Consider the following 14,385-nt stretch of genomic DNA (forward strand, 5'->3'; position numbering starts at 1 on the left):
GGGTCCGGAACCGCCCCCCGGCCACTCGCAACCGGTCCCGCGCCCCATCCCTTGCGTGCCACAACGGCACCGCACCGGTCGCGCGATCTGTCAGCTTCCCCTCGGCGTTACCGTCCGCACTCGCCAGCGGATGCTTTTTTGCATCGAGCGTGGAATGGTTCACGCAGAGACGCAGAGGAAGAAAGCGAGACGCAGAGTCTTTGGGAAGGCGCCTGCGGCGCAGCCGCCTCAAACTCTCTTCTCTCCTCCGCGTCTCCCCTTTCTTCTCCGCGTCTCTGCGTGAAACAGGAAAACGCTGGGCCAGCGAAAAACTAAGCTCCCCGAAACCGGATCAACCGGCTATCGGCCACCGCCGCGGTGCGATGCGGCAGAGCATCGCGCGCATAGACCTCGTCCTTCACCATCGCGAAGAACGCCCCGGCGTCGGGGTAGCCCATCACGAAAGCCTCGTCCCATTCGCCCTGCGGACCGGTAACGACGCATTCCATCGGCGCATGCCAGACCATCGCTGCGCCTGAATCCTTGACCAGCGCCTGAAACGCCTGCTTGTAGATCGCGTAAGCCTCGCGCCCGGTCAGGCCCTTGCCGTGGTTCGGATGCCCTTCCGGATACTCGGCCAGATCGCGATACTTGATCAGGTTGAGCATGTGCAGCGGGGTATCGCGCGGCAGGGACTTGAAGACCTCGAAGTTCTCCCGGCTCGGATCGATATAGGTCTCGGCCACGCTCAAGCCACCTTGTCCCAGGCGAAGTCCCTGAACTGCTCACGCAGGTCCTTCTTGCTGATCTTGCCGGTGCCGGTATGCGGGATCTCGTCCACGAACACCACCGCATCGGGCACCCACCACTTCGCCACGACTCCACTCAGGAAGCTGCGGATTTCCTCCTGATTGCACTCCATGCCCGGCTTCTTGACCACCACCAGCAAGGGCCGCTCATCCCACTTGGGATGATAGACGCCGATCGCCGCCGCCTCGGCCACCGCCGGATAACCGATCGCCGCGTTCTCCAGTTCGACCGAGCTGATCCATTCGCCGCCCGACTTGATCACGTCCTTGGTCCGGTCAGTCAGCTGCAACGTGCCATCGGCATGGATCACGCCGACATCGCCAGTGTCGAACCACTGCCCGGCGACGACCGCGTCGGCTTCGGCCTTGAAATAGCGCTTCACGATCCACGGACCGCGAACCTGCAGCGCCCCTGCCGTCGTGCCATCGCGCGGCAGCACCTTCTCGGGATCGTCCAGATCGACGCAGCGGATTTCCACCCCGAACGGCGGCCGCCCCTGCATCGCCTTCACCGTGACCTGCTCGTCGAACGAAAGTTCGTCCCAGTTCCAGGTCTCGGCCCCCGTCGTTCCAATCGGCGAAGTCTCGGTCATCCCCCAGGCATGAGCCACCCGGCGCCCAGCACGCATGAACCGCTCGATCATCGCGCGCGGCATCGCCGAACCGCCGGTGACGATGGTCTGCAGGCTCGGCGGGATTTCGCCGCCGTTGTGGGTGTCGACATGTTGGAGCAGCGCCAGCCACACCGTCGGCACGCCGGCCGAGCAGGTCACCTTCTCGCGGTTCATCAGCTCGCACAGCACCGCGCCATCGTTCACCGCCGAATAGACGAACTTCGCCCCCGCCGCCGCACCCGCCCACGGCAAACCCCAGCTCGCCGCGTGGAACATCGGCACGATCGGCAGCATGACCGAACGACAGTCCATCCCGAACACCGGCGGACTGATCGCGCTTAGGGCATGGAGCATCGTGGAGCGGTGCTCGTAGAGAACGCCCTTGGGATTGCCGGTGGTGCCGCTGGTGTAGCAGAGCATACAGGGATCGCGCTCGTCACCGTCGTGCCATTCGGCATTGCCGTCCTCGCCCGAAATCCATTCCTCGAAGTGCAGTGCCGGTTCGCTGCTGTCGAAGCAGATGTAGTGCTCGACCGTCGGCCAGCGCGGCTTCATCCGCTCGACAATCGGCGCCCACTGCCGGTCGAACAGCATCACCCGGTCTTCGGCGTGATTGACGATATATTCGAGCTGGTCATCGAACAGCCGGGGGTTGAGGGTGTGGAGGATGCCGCCAACGCCGACCGCGCCGTACCACGAAACCAGATGCCGATGGTGGTTCATCGCCAGCGTCGCGATGCGGTCGCCCGGCTGCACGCCCAACTTGCGCAAGGCCTGGGTCATGCGCAGGGCATCGTGACGGATGCCGGCCCAGTTGGTCCGCGTCTCGCTGCCATCGGCCCAGCGGCTGACGATCTCGCGGGTCGCATGCTCGCGCGCGGCATGATCGATCAGATGTGTGACCCGCAGCTTCCAGTCCTGCATTGCGCCAAGCTGCTGAGTCATGTCTCTCTCCATCCGGTTCTTATTCGACCAGCCGCAGATGCCTTTCCGGTCTTGCGGTCAGGGCGACATTGGCGAGTCCTTCTATCGGAATCAATCGCTCGATTAAGTCGCTGTCCAGTTTAAAATCATTGCCAAGGCGCACGAGCGGCTCCTTCGGCCCGCCGGTGCGCAGGCGCGCGAGCACTTCGCCCGTACCGCCGGACCCGCGCGGCAGCAGCAGCGCCAGCTCGGTAACGGCCTCGGGCCTGCTCACTTCCAGCTTGAGCAACATCCGCGACGAACTCGTCACCGAAGCCAGCGGGCGCGCCCCGCGCACCGTCACGCGCGGCGGTTCGTCCGGATTGGGCCGATCCAGTTCGACATTCAGCAGGACGCAAGTCCCTTCCTTCGCCCATTGCTGGAATGCTTCGACCAGCGATTCCTCGAAGCACGAGGCCGAGAACAGCCCCGAGCTGTCGGAGAAGTCGGCCATGACGAAGTCCTTGCCCTTCTTCGTCTTGCGCTTCTGCACGTTCTCCACCAGCGCCGCCATCACCGCGCCGGAACGCCCGCCCGGCTCGCCGCTGCTGGTCATCAGGCTGCCATAGGAACGCGCCCCATTGGCCGAGGCGACCGCGCGATATTCCTCCACCGGGTGCGCGGCGAAGTAGAACCCGAAGTTTTCCCGCTCCGCCGCCATCTGGTCGGCCCGGCTCCACGGCTTCGTCTCGGCAAGGCGCGTGGCGGGCGTGGCGTGGTCATCCCCGCCGAACAGACCGCCCTGCCCCGACGTGCGCGAGCGTGCCGCCTCGTCCGCCACCGCCATCAGCAATTCGGCATTGGCGATCACTTGCGCGCGGTTCGGTTCGAGGCAATCGAGCGCCCCGCCTGCCGCCAGCGCCTCCAGCTGCCGCCGGTTCATCGATCCTGCCGGAATGCGCCGGAACAGGTCGTCGAGCGAGGCATAAGGCCCGTTGGCCACGCGCTCTTCGACGATCTGCTCCATCGCCTTTTCGCCGACGTTCCTGAGACCCGCCAGCGCATAGCGCACGGCAAACCCGTCCTGCGTCCGCTCGACGGTGAATTCGGCCTCGGAATGGTTGATGTCGGGACCTGCCAGCGCCACCCCGTTGCGGCGCATGTCGTCAACGAAGACCGAGAGCTTTTCCGACTGGTGCATGTCGAAGCACATCGAGGCGGCATAGAACTCATGCGGATAGTGCGTCTTCAGCCACGCCGTCTGGTACGCCAGCAGCGCGTAGGCCGCCGCGTGAGACTTGTTGAAACCATAGCCCGCAAACTTGTCGATCAAGTCGAACAGCTCGTTGGCCTTGGCCGCCGGAATGTCGGAGACGGTCTTGCAGCCATCGACGAAGCGCTGGCGCTGCGCGTCCATCTCGGCCTGAACCTTCTTGCCCATCGCGCGGCGCAGAAGGTCAGCGTCGCCCAGCGAGTAGCCCGCCAGGATCTGCGCGGCCTGCATGACCTGTTCCTGATAGACGAAGATGCCGTAAGTCTCGGCCAGAATGCCCGCGAGCTTCTCGTGCGGATACTCGATGCTTTCGAGGCCGTTCTTGCGCCGCCCGAACAGCGGGATGTTGTCCATCGGGCCGGGGCGGTAGAGCGAGACGAGCGCGATGATGTCGCCGAAGTTTGTGGGCTTCACCGCCGCAAGCGTGCGCCGCATGCCTTCGGATTCCAGCTGGAACACGCCGACGGTATCGCCCGATTGCAGCAGCTTGTAGGTCTGCTCGTCATCCCAGGCGAGGGCCGAAAGATCGATGCTGATGCCGCGCTTGGCCATCAGGTCCACCGCCTTGCGCAGCACCGACAGCGTCTTGAGGCCAAGGAAGTCGAACTTGACCAGGCCCGCATCCTCGACATGCTTCATGTCGAACTGCGTGACCGGCATGTCCGAGCGCGGATCGCGGTAGAGCGGCACCAGTTGCGCCAGCGGACGGTCACCGATCACCACGCCCGCCGCGTGGGTCGAGCTGTTGCGCGGCAGGCCTTCGAGCTGCATGGCAAGGTCGATCAGGCGCTTGACCTCGGGATCGCGATCGTACTCGCGCTTGAGTTCGACCACTCCGTTCAGGGCGCGCGGCAGCGGCCACGGATCGGTCGGATGGTTGGGCACCATCTTGCACAGCCGGTCGGTCTGGCCATAGCTCATCTGCAGGATGCGCCCGGTATCGCGCAGCACCGCGCGGGCCTTCAATTTGCCGAAGGTGATGATCTGCGCCACGTGGTCCAGCCCGTACTTGCGCTGGACATAGCGGATCACCTCGCCACGCCGGGTTTCGCAGAAGTCGATATCGAAGTCCGGCATCGAGACGCGTTCCGGGTTGAGGAAGCGTTCGAACAGCAGGCCCAGCTTGATCGGATCGAGGTCGGTAATCGTCAGCGCCCAGGCGACCAGCGAGCCTGCGCCCGAGCCGCGCCCCGGCCCCACCGGAATGTCGTTCTCCTTGGCCCACTTGATGAAGTCGGCCACGATCAGGAAGTAGCCGCCAAAACCCATGCGGTTGATGATCGCGATCTCGAACTCGAGCCGCTTGCGGTAGTCGAGCACTTCCTCCCACACCCCGGCAACATTGAGCTGCGGATAGTCAGCGGCATCAGGCTCGGCATCGGGGCCAAGGCACAGCACGCGCTCCAGTTCGGTATGTGCGGCTTCGGGATAATACGGCTGCAACCGCAGGACGAGGCCCTTGCGGCTGTCCTGCGCGCACATCCGCGCCTCGCCTTCCTGGTCGCCGGCAAGGCTGGGCAGGATCGGCTTGCGCTTGGGCGGCATCACCGCGCAGCGTTGCGCCACGACGAGAGTGTTCGCCAAGGCCTCCGGCAGGTCCTTGAACAGCTCCTCCATCACCGGCGCGGGCTTGATCCACCATTCCTTGCTCGAACGCGGGCGGTCGGCGCTGTCGACGTGGGTGGAACTGGCGATGCACAGCATGGCATCGTGCGCGTCATAGAACCCGCGCTCGGCAAAGCAGGCGGGATTGGTCGCCACCAGCGGCAGGTTGCGCGCATAGGCCAGATCGATCAGCGCCTCCTCGGAGGCTTCTTCGACAGGCTCGTTCCGCCGTGCAATCTCGATGTAGAGCCGCTCGGGGAACAGCTCCTGCAAGCGGTCGAGATAGGCCTCGGCGGCGCTCTGCTGCTGTCCTGCCAGCAGTCGCGCCAGTGCACCCTCTCCCGCTGCGGTCAGGCAGATCAGGCTGTCGGTATGGCCGACAAGGTCCGCCAGCACAACATGCGCCTCGAACTCCAGCGGCCGGTCAAGGTGCGCGCGGCTGACGAGATGGCAGAGGTTGTCATAGCCCTTGGCATCCTGCGCATAAAGCGCCAGCCAGTCGACCGTCGGCGCGGCGGGTCCGAAACCCGTCGCCGCGCCATCGCGCTCGGGCCGCGCCACGGCGAGCATCGTGCCGATGACCGGCTGCACCCCCATGTCCTTGCACGCCTTGGCATAGGCGACGCTGCCATAAAGCCCGTTGCGATCGGTAATCGCCGCCGCCGGAAACCCCCGCTCCGCCGCCGTCTTGGCAATAGCCTTGGGATCGATCGCCCCGTCGAGCATCGTGTAGGACGAGAAGATGCGCAAGGGAACGAAGGGGGCGTGGGGCATGCGCTCAAGGTAGGAAAAAGGCCGCGCTCTTGCGAGAGGCGCGGCCTGCTTTTTCCCCCGAACCGAATGCCGGTCTCAGAGCAGCTTTGCGATATCCTTGGCAATGCTCTCCGGCTTGTCTGTCGGCGCATAGCGGCGCACGACCTTGCCATCGCGGCCGATCAGGAACTTGGTGAAGTTCCACTTGATTGCCTTGCTGCCAAGGATGCCGGGCGCTTCCTTTTTCAGCCAGTCATATAGCGGATCAGCGTTGTCGCCATTGACCTCGATCTTGGCCATGAGCGGGAAGCTGAGGCCGAAGTTGACCTTGCAGAAGCTCTCGATCTCGTCCGCCGTGCCCGGCTCCTGCCCGCCGAACTGGTTGCAGGGAAAGGCCAGCACCTCGAAGCCCTGGTCGCCATAGTCCTTCCACAGCTTCTCGAGGCCATCGTACTGCGGGGTGAAGCCGCACTTGGAGGCGGTGTTGACCACCAGCAGGACCTTGCCGAGCTTGTCGGCCAGGTCGATCATCTCACCGTTGGGCTTCTTCGCCTTGAAGTCGGCGATGGTCGCTGGTCCGCTCATGCCAGTCCCTCCCTTGCCGCCAGCTCAAGAATCTCGCCGACGTTGAGCGATTTGCCGCCAGCAACGTCAATTACCAGCCGGGCGCGCTGCGAAGCATCCATCGCGGCCACTTCCGCTACCAGTTCGCGCAAGGGCGCCTTCTTGAGGACGCTGAAATTGTACTGCATTTCCGAGCCGGCATCATTGCGTTCATGCAGCGTGGCTTCGGCATTCCAATCAAGACTGGACATGTATTCTCCCCTTGTCGTGCAAATGGTTCGCACGACAAGGGGAGCGGATCAACGGCAAATCAGGCGGGAAAGTCGATGCGGTGGGCCAAAGCCTGAATCTCGGCAGGCGAATACTGGCGGTCGCCGGATTTCTCGATAACCAGGTTCACCCGCTCGCTTTCGGACATGCGCGCGACCATGCGCACCATGTCGGCAAAGGTGCCGGCGTGCAGCGAGGCAAAGCCGTGGAACACGCCATCGGCGGCCTCCCGGCGCAGGACAACGGCGTGGTCATTCCAGAATGCAGCCGCATCTGCGGCTTCGGCGCGGATCGTGGTGTTCATGAGATACGATCTCCTTCTTCACGCCAAAAACGCGCGAAGGAGACGTTGTATCCCTATTCGAGCACGCCTTCGTGCAGGCGCACCACCCTGTCCATGCGCATGGCGAGACGCTCGTTGTGCGTGGCGATCAGCGCTGCGCTGCCCTCGCCCCGCACCAGCTTGAGGAACTCCTCCAGCACGCGATCGGCGGTAGCCTCGTCAAGGTTGCCGGTCGGTTCGTCGGCCAGCACCAGTTCGGGCCGGTTGGCCAGCGCACGCGCCACCGCCACGCGCTGCTGCTCGCCGCCCGAAAGCTGGCTGGGCCGGTGATCGAGACGCTTGGCAAGACCCAAGGCCGTGAGCAGTTCGGTTGCGCGCGCTTCGGCCTCGGCCCGGGTCCTGCCCGCCACCATCTGCGGCAGGACCACGTTCTCGGTGGCGTTGAAATCGGGCAGCAAGTGGTGGAACTGGTAGACGAAGCCAAGGTGATCGCGGCGCAGCGCCGTGCGGTCATCGCCTGAAAGCTGCGAGGCATTGGTGCCCGCAATCTCGATCAGCCCGGAAAACCCACCTTCGAGCAGACCGATGGCCTGCAGCATGGTCGACTTGCCCGAGCCAGAAGGCCCCAGCAGCGCGACGATCTCGCCGGGGCGGATCTCGAGGTTCACCCCCCGCAGGACGTCGATGGTCACCCCGCCTTGGCTGAACGAACGGCGCAGGTCCTTCAATCTGACGACTGGATCACTCATAACGCAGCACCTGAACCGGGTCCGTGCTGGCAGCCTTCAGCGCGGGATAAAGCGTGGCAAGGAACGAGAACAGCAGCGCCATCAAAGAGATCGTGGCGATCTCGACCGGGTCTGACCGGCTGGGCAGTTCCGTCAGAAAGCGGATCGACGGGTCCCACAGGTTCTGACCCGTAAGCCACTGGATCGCATTCACGATCGGCTGGCGGAAGAACAGGAACACGAAGCCCAGCAGAAGTCCGGAAACGGTGCCCAGCGCGCCGATCACGAAGCCGATCGTCACGAAGATCTTGAGCAGGCTCTTCCGCGTCGCGCCCATCGTCCGCAGGATCGCGATGTCGCGCGTCTTGGCGCGCACCAGCATGATCAGCGACGAGAGGATGTTGAACACCGCCACGAGCACGATGATCGACAGCACGATGAACATCGCCACGCGCTCCACCGCCAGCGCCTCGAACAGGCTGGCGTTGATCGTCTTCCAGTCGGTGACGACGGCAATGCCATCGAGGCTCTTGGCAACGGGAGCCAGGGTCTGGGACACGGTGTCCGCGTTGGTCGTCGTCACCTCGATCATGCCGATGGAATCGCCGGTCAACAGCAGGGTCTGCGCATCGGCGATGGGCATGACGACATAGGCATTATCGTAATCGTAGATGCCCACTTCGAAGATGGCGGATACGGTGTAGGCGATCTCGCGCGGGACCGTCCCAAACGGCGTCGAGCGCCCTTGCGGATTGATGATCGTGATGCTGTCGCCCACTCGCGCACCGAGGTTCTGGGCAAGGCGCGAGCCGATTGCGACATTGCCCGAACCTGGCCGCAGCGAGGCGATCACCCCGTCGACGCGCTTGTCCTCCAGCCGCTTGATGTCACCCGCAGTGTTGCCGCGAACGAGGATGGCCTCGACCCGGCCGTTGAAGCTGGCCAGCAGCGGCTGCTCGATCAGCGGCGAGGCGTGCGTCACGCCGGGCGTTGCCTCGACCTTCTTGAGGATGTCCTGCCAGTCATCGAGCCGCCCTCCATAGGCCTGGATGATCGCATGGCCGTTCAGCCCCACGATCTTGTCGAGCAATTCGGCGCGGAAGCCGTTCATCACGCTCATCACGATGACCAGCGCGGCCACGCCGAGCATCACCGCGACGAGGCTGATGCCGGCAACAAGCGCGATGAAAGCCTCACCCCGCCCCGGCAGCATGTAGCGCTTGGCGATGGTCCATTCGAATGGCGACAGGATCAAGCAGAAGTCCTCAGACAGGAATAGGCCGCCGGAATGCCGGAGACGGTTGCGGATGTAGGCTGGAGCGCGGCAAACGGCAATGTCTTCGGCAATCGGTATGCCCAGGCGCCTTTCAGAACACGCCTCTGGTCCGTTCCAGTTCGGCGATCCGCGTCTGCATCTCCTGCATCTCGATGATCCGGCGATGGCGCTCGCACGAGAGCGGGAGGGCCGCCAGAACGCTCACGCCGACGTAGAGCTGGAAGAACTGGATGCGATCGCCGAATTCGACGTCCATCCCGGCAATCGGGCCGTGCCCCAGGATCGTCATCGCGCCGCCGATGACGATCAGCAACAGTGGCATCAGGGTGGTGATCGCGGCAGGCACCAGCGCTGAGGCAACCATCAGGAATACCAGCGGGAACACCAGCAGCGCGCGCATGTCGAGCAGGAAGACCAGCGCGGTCAGGCCCATGAATGACCCGAACACGAGCGCGGCCAAAGGCAGTTGGCGCGCTGGCGGCAGGAAGCTCCGTCCACGTGCCAAACGATGGTAGACATAGTGGAACACAGGCAGGCACGCGACCAGTCCCAAGGCGTGGCCGATGATCCAGCGCGTGAAATTCTCGACCGGCGGCTGGCCAAAGGCGAACCAGGCCAGGAACGATGCGATCCCCCCGGTCACCAAAGGAACCGTCAGCCCGATGCCGAGATAGAACGAGGCTACCCATTCGAGGATGTCGTGCGGCCAGAAGGCGTCGGTGATCCGTCGCCAGACGAACGCGACCGCAATGGCCTCGGCCATGTTGATGAACGCCAGTGGCACCGCCAGGACCCAACCAAACCCGAAGTACCCGGTTGCGATGGCACTCGCGAACCAGCACGGGATGACCCACTTCGACCAGAGACGGAACGGAAGATGCACCAGCCGCCCGGAGAGGAGCGCTGTGGCGATCCAGACCATCGCAACGCCACCGGTAAACCGCCCGAACGCCACTGCCCCATAGGCCAGCGCAAAATATGCGAAGGCGGTGCAGACCGGATCGGCAAAGGTGCGGGCAAGGCGCATTACCCATACATGACACTGAACGGGTTAATTTTTCGCAAGCCGGGACACGCTCGATCATGACTTGCGCAGATCAGTGAAGGACCACGTTCAGCAGGTAGGAAGTCGTCCCCCCGATCACGAAAAGCGCGACCAGAGCCAACAGCGCGATACCGATCAACCTCACCTGCAACTCCATGCTCCGCCTGTCCGTGGCCCCAACTACGCGCCAGAAGACTCGCGGTTCCCCGGGCTCGGAACGACCTGCGACGATGCATTACGAACCTTGCCCTTGCCAAGGCACGCAAACGTCGCCATTTGGGCGCCAGAAACCGGCCGGCGCACACGCGCCCACGCGAGTCCATGGGACCCATGACCACAGATCACGAATTTCTCGATGCAACGCCGTGGGACGTCGGCGCCGATGACGACAAGCTGCGCGAGGAGTGCGGCATCTTCGGCGTACTCGGCGTTCGTGACGCGGCGGCGACAGTCGCGCTCGGCCTCCATGCCCTGCAGCACCGCGGGCAGGAAGCTGTCGGCATCACCAGCTTCGACGGGCGGGAGTTCTATTCGCGCAAGGGCATCGGCCACGTCGCGGCAAACTTCTCGACCGGATCGGCCATCGCCGAACTGCCGGGCATGATGGCCTCGGGCCACGTCCGCTATTCGACCACCGGCGGCGCGGGCCTGCGCAACGTGCAGCCGCTCTTTGCCGATCTTGCCTCCGGCGGCTTCTCGATCGCGCACAACGGCAACATTTCCAACGCGATGTTCCTCAAGCGCGATCTCGTCCGCAAGGGCGCGATCTTCCAGTCGACGTCGGATACCGAGGTGATCATCCACCTCGTCGCGACGAGCCGCTACCCCACTCTGCTCGATCGCTTCGTCGATGCGCTGCGCCTGATCGAGGGCGCCTATTCGCTGATCTGCATGACCCCGCAGGGCATGATCGCCTGCCGCGATCCGCTTGGCATCCGCCCGCTCGTGATGGGCAAGCTCGGTGACGCGGTGGTCTTCGCCAGCGAAACCGTCGCGCTCGACGTCGTCGGCGCCGACTTCGTGCGCGAAGTGGAGCCGGGTGAACTGATCCAGGTCGATCTGGACGGCAATCTCAGCACCCACCGCCCCTTCGGCACGCCCAACGCCCGCCCCTGCATCTTCGAGCACGTCTATTTCAGCCGCCCGGACTCGGTCATGGGTGGCAGCTCGGTCTATCAGGTGCGCAAGGCCATCGGCGCGCAGCTGGCGATGGAAAGCCCGGCCGACGCCGACCTCGTCATCCCGGTGCCAGACAGCGGCGTTCCTGCCGCGCTCGGTTACGCCCAGCAGTCCGGCATTCCGTTCGAACTGGGCATCATCCGCTCGCACTACGTCGGCCGCACCTTCATCCAGCCCTCGGACGGCGCGCGCAACGCTGACGTGAAGCGCAAGCACAACGCCAACCGCGCGCTCGTCGCCGGCAAGCGCATCGTGCTGATCGACGATTCGATCGTGCGCGGCACCACCAGCCTCAAGATCGTGCAGATGATGCGTGATGCCGGCGCTGCCGAAGTCCACATGCGCATTGCCAGCCCGCCGACCGAGCATTCGTGCTTCTACGGCGTCGACACGCCCGAACGCTCAAAGCTGCTCGCCGCGCGCATGGACGTCGCCGCCATGGCCGAGTTCATCCACGCCGACAGCCTCGCTTTCGTCTCGATCGACGGCCTTTACCGCGCCGTGGGCGAGGCCGAGCGCAAGAAGTCGTGCCCGCAGTATTGCGACGCCTGCTTCACCGGCGAATATCCCACGCGGCTGACCGATCTTGCCGATCGTGACAGCCCCGACCAGCTTTCGCTGCCGGTCGGAAAGGTCGCGTAAGATGAGCCTTGCGGGTCAGGTCGCGCTGGTCACCGGCGCCAGCCGCGGCATTGGCGCGGCCACGGCCAAGGCACTTGCCGCTGCCGGAGCGCACGTCGTTCTGGTGGCGCGCAATGCCAAGGACCTCGAAAAGATCGAAGAGGAAATCTTCGAAGCAGGTGGCAGCGCCACGATTGCTCCGGTCGATCTCTCCGAAGCTGACAGCATCGCCCGTCTTGCCACGGCGATCTCTGGCCGCTGGAAGGCGCTCGACATCCTGGTGATCAACGCTGCCGTCCTGCCGACGCTTACCCCGGTCTGGCAGATCGATGCGCGCGAGTTCAACCAGGCACTGACGCTCAACGTGCTGGCAACGCAGGCGCTTCTCGCCGGCTTCGACGGCATGCTGCGCAAGAGCCAGGACGCCCGCGTCATCGGCGTGACGAGCAGCGTCGGCGCCACCCCGCGTGCCTACTGGGGTGCCTACGGTGCTACCAAGGCAGCGTTCGATAACCTGCTCAACTGCTATGGGCAGGAAGTGCGCAACACCGCCTCGATCCGGGTTGCCGTGGTCGATCCGGGCGCAACCCGCACCAAGATGCGCGCCCGCGCCTACCCCGGCGAAGACCCGCAGACGGTCAAGGCTCCGGAAGTCGTTGCTGAACGCATCGTTACGCTTCTTGGTGAACAATTTGCCAGTCCGCACCGCATCCGCGTTAACCAGGACTGATAGCGCCTAATTAACGTAGCCGCGCGATTCTTTGCAAAGGTTTGCCGACCCGTCGGCAGGCCGCAAACGCAATGGGTCGAGGTCGCCCGGCATGACGACGACGGATTGGAATACAAACATCTATGGGCAGGCCGCGCTCGAGGATCGCAGCGCGCCCCGCCAACGTGTCAATATTCCGGCAACGCTCAGGCCGTCCGGCGGCAAGGGCTTCCAGACCGTCGTGCTCGATCTATCGCTCGGCGGTTTCTGCGCCAATGCGCTCCAACGCATGCACACCGGCAATCGCTGCTGGCTGACCCTGCCCGGCATGGAAGCGCTGCAGGCCGAGGTTGTGTGGTGGGATTCCGGCCGCGTCGGCTGCGCCTTTGCCAACCTGCTCAGCCCCATCGTCCACGACAACATCCTCGCCCGCTATCGCGGTGACGGCGTGTTCCGCCGCCCCTGACGCTTATCGCTTTACCAGCGTCACCTGGCTGACGTTGATCCCGCCGCCGCGGAACCCGCCTTCGCAATACATGAGGTAATATCGCCAGAGGTTGACGAAACGCTCGTCGAACCCGGCAGGCAACCTTCCATCGACCACAGCGAGGTCTAGTGCCTCGCGCCACAGCTTTAATGTGCGCGCGTAGTCGAGCCCGAAGTCCTCGCGATCCTGCCACGTCAGCCCGCGTTCCTGCGCCAGTCGCGCGAACTCGCGCTCACTGATCAGCAGGCCGCCGGGGAAGACATAGGCCTGGATGAAGTCTGCACTGGCGGCATAGGCATCGAACAGGTCGTCACGGATGGTGATGTACTGCAGCGCCGCCCGCCCGCCGGGCTTCAGGCAGCGGGCAAGGCAATCGAAGTAGGACGGCCAGTATTCACGCCCCACCGCCTCGACCATCTCGACGCTGGCGATCGCGTCGAACGTGCCATCGACATCGCGATAATCTTGGTGGCGGTACTCGATCCCGCCCAGCCCCGACGACGCCAAGGCATCGCGCGCCCATTCCAGCTGTTCGTCGGAAAGGCTGATGCCGGTCACCCGCGCTCCGGTCGTCTCGGCCAGCCGCCTCGCGAGAAAACCCCAGCCGCAACCGATCTCGAGCACTTCGCTGCCGGGTTTTAGCGCCAGCCTGGCGCCCAGCCGGTCAACCTTGTTCGCCTGCGCCTCGGCCAGCGGTGCGTCAGCTGAAATGCCGTCCCACAAGGCGCTGGAATAACTCATCGTCGCGTCGAGCCACTGGCGGTAGAAATCGTTGCCGAGATCGTAGTGCGCGGCGATGTTCCGCCGTGCCTGCGCTCGCGAATTCTTGCGCAGAAAATTGAGCGCCCTGCCCGCCAGCCGCCACGGGCCTTTGGCGCGGCCGACGTCGCCAAGAGTCGCCGCGTTGCGCATGAACAGATCGAAGATCGGCACCGGATCGGGGCTGTCCCATTCGCCTTCGACCCAAGCTTCATACCAGCCGATCGAGCCTGCCGTGGCCAGCCGCACAAGCGCATTCCAGCTGTGGAGGTTGATGCGGGCCACCGGCCCCTCGCCCCGCCCGCCGACAGTTCGCTGGCTGCCATCCGGCAAGGTAGCGTGGATCGTGCCAAGAACCAGACCGCGGTCGATCCTTTCGACAACGCGCTCGAACGGTCCGGCAAACAGGTGTGCGAACCAGCGGCCGACGGCAGACATGTTCCAGCCCCCAGCCACCAGATGTCGTCCCCTCGATGGCGTCTGTGCAGTCATGGGCGGGATATGCGGCTCCGCAGCGTAACGCGCAAG

General features: G+C 64.5%; 13 protein-coding genes. 3 read left to right on the plus strand and 10 right to left on the minus strand.

The features are described from left to right. Window positions 1-311 precede the first annotated feature (311 nt). The 9 genes from ACZ1JY_RS04260 to ACZ1JY_RS04300 all read right to left on the minus strand — a co-directional run bounded on the left by ACZ1JY_RS04260 (window position 312) and on the right by ACZ1JY_RS04300 (window position 10,084). Window positions 312-725 carry a DUF1330 domain-containing protein gene (locus tag ACZ1JY_RS04260; protein WP_162896013.1) on the minus strand — a complete coding sequence of 138 codons (414 nt, stop codon included), beginning with the start codon at window positions 723-725 and terminating at the stop codon, window positions 312-314. A 2-nt stretch (window positions 726-727) separates the two neighbouring features. After that, window positions 728-2,347: a long-chain fatty acid--CoA ligase gene (locus ACZ1JY_RS04265; RefSeq protein ID WP_465130472.1), complete on the minus strand. Its 1,620-nt coding sequence runs from the start codon at window positions 2,345-2,347 to the stop codon at window positions 728-730. A 19-nt stretch (window positions 2,348-2,366) separates the two neighbouring features. After that, a complete protein-coding gene (gene dnaE, locus ACZ1JY_RS04270; protein WP_465130473.1) occupies window positions 2,367-5,957 on the minus strand; it encodes a DNA polymerase III subunit alpha in 3,591 nt (1,196 codons plus the stop codon). Window positions 5,958-6,032: 75 nt separating this feature from the next. Next, complete coding sequence (locus ACZ1JY_RS04275) at window positions 6,033-6,521, minus strand: glutathione peroxidase (protein WP_465130474.1); 489 nt, start codon at window positions 6,519-6,521, stop codon at window positions 6,033-6,035. After that, window positions 6,518-6,751 carry a hypothetical protein gene (locus ACZ1JY_RS04280; protein ID WP_465130475.1) on the minus strand — a complete coding sequence of 78 codons (234 nt, stop codon included), beginning with the start codon at window positions 6,749-6,751 and terminating at the stop codon, window positions 6,518-6,520. Before ACZ1JY_RS04280 ends, ACZ1JY_RS04275 begins: the two co-directional genes overlap by 4 nt. Before the next feature lie 59 nt (window positions 6,752-6,810). Then, a complete protein-coding gene (locus ACZ1JY_RS04285) occupies window positions 6,811-7,074 on the minus strand; it encodes a hypothetical protein (protein WP_118073658.1) in 264 nt (87 codons plus the stop codon). Between the two features lie 53 nt (window positions 7,075-7,127). Further along, entirely contained in the window at window positions 7,128-7,802 is a 675-nt protein-coding gene (locus ACZ1JY_RS04290) for an ABC transporter ATP-binding protein (protein WP_465130476.1), read from the minus strand. Beyond that, the gene (locus ACZ1JY_RS04295; protein ID WP_118074738.1) at window positions 7,795-9,036 is read right to left on the minus strand and encodes a lipoprotein-releasing ABC transporter permease subunit; all 1,242 of its coding nucleotides are present in this window, start codon (window positions 9,034-9,036) and stop codon (window positions 7,795-7,797) included. The genes ACZ1JY_RS04290 and ACZ1JY_RS04295 overlap by 8 nt, the downstream gene beginning before the upstream one ends. Window positions 9,037-9,148: 112 nt before the next feature. After that, window positions 9,149-10,084 carry an MASE1 domain-containing protein gene (locus ACZ1JY_RS04300; protein WP_465130477.1) on the minus strand — a complete coding sequence of 312 codons (936 nt, stop codon included), beginning with the start codon at window positions 10,082-10,084 and terminating at the stop codon, window positions 9,149-9,151. A 348-nt stretch (window positions 10,085-10,432) separates the two neighbouring features. Here ACZ1JY_RS04300 and purF point away from each other — a divergent pair, with 348 nt between their 5' ends. The 3 genes from purF to ACZ1JY_RS04315 all read left to right on the plus strand — a co-directional run bounded on the left by purF (window position 10,433) and on the right by ACZ1JY_RS04315 (window position 13,077). After that, a complete protein-coding gene (purF, locus tag ACZ1JY_RS04305; protein ID WP_118073655.1) occupies window positions 10,433-11,923 on the plus strand; it encodes an amidophosphoribosyltransferase in 1,491 nt (496 codons plus the stop codon). Between the two features lies 1 nt (window position 11,924). Continuing rightward, window positions 11,925-12,632 carry an SDR family NAD(P)-dependent oxidoreductase gene (locus ACZ1JY_RS04310; RefSeq protein ID WP_465130478.1) on the plus strand — a complete coding sequence of 236 codons (708 nt, stop codon included), beginning with the start codon at window positions 11,925-11,927 and terminating at the stop codon, window positions 12,630-12,632. Between the two features lie 91 nt (window positions 12,633-12,723). Then, window positions 12,724-13,077 (plus strand): PilZ domain-containing protein, encoded by a 354-nt coding sequence (locus tag ACZ1JY_RS04315; protein ID WP_118074737.1) that lies wholly within the window; start codon window positions 12,724-12,726, stop codon window positions 13,075-13,077. A 3-nt stretch (window positions 13,078-13,080) separates the two neighbouring features. Here the strand turns inward: ACZ1JY_RS04315 and ACZ1JY_RS04320 are convergent, their stop codons facing one another. Next, complete coding sequence (locus ACZ1JY_RS04320) at window positions 13,081-14,349, minus strand: class I SAM-dependent methyltransferase (RefSeq protein ID WP_465130479.1); 1,269 nt, start codon at window positions 14,347-14,349, stop codon at window positions 13,081-13,083. Window positions 14,350-14,385: the final 36 nt, after the last annotated feature.

The organism is Novosphingobium sp. BL-A-41-Hi4B-X5A, from assembly GCF_055521705.1.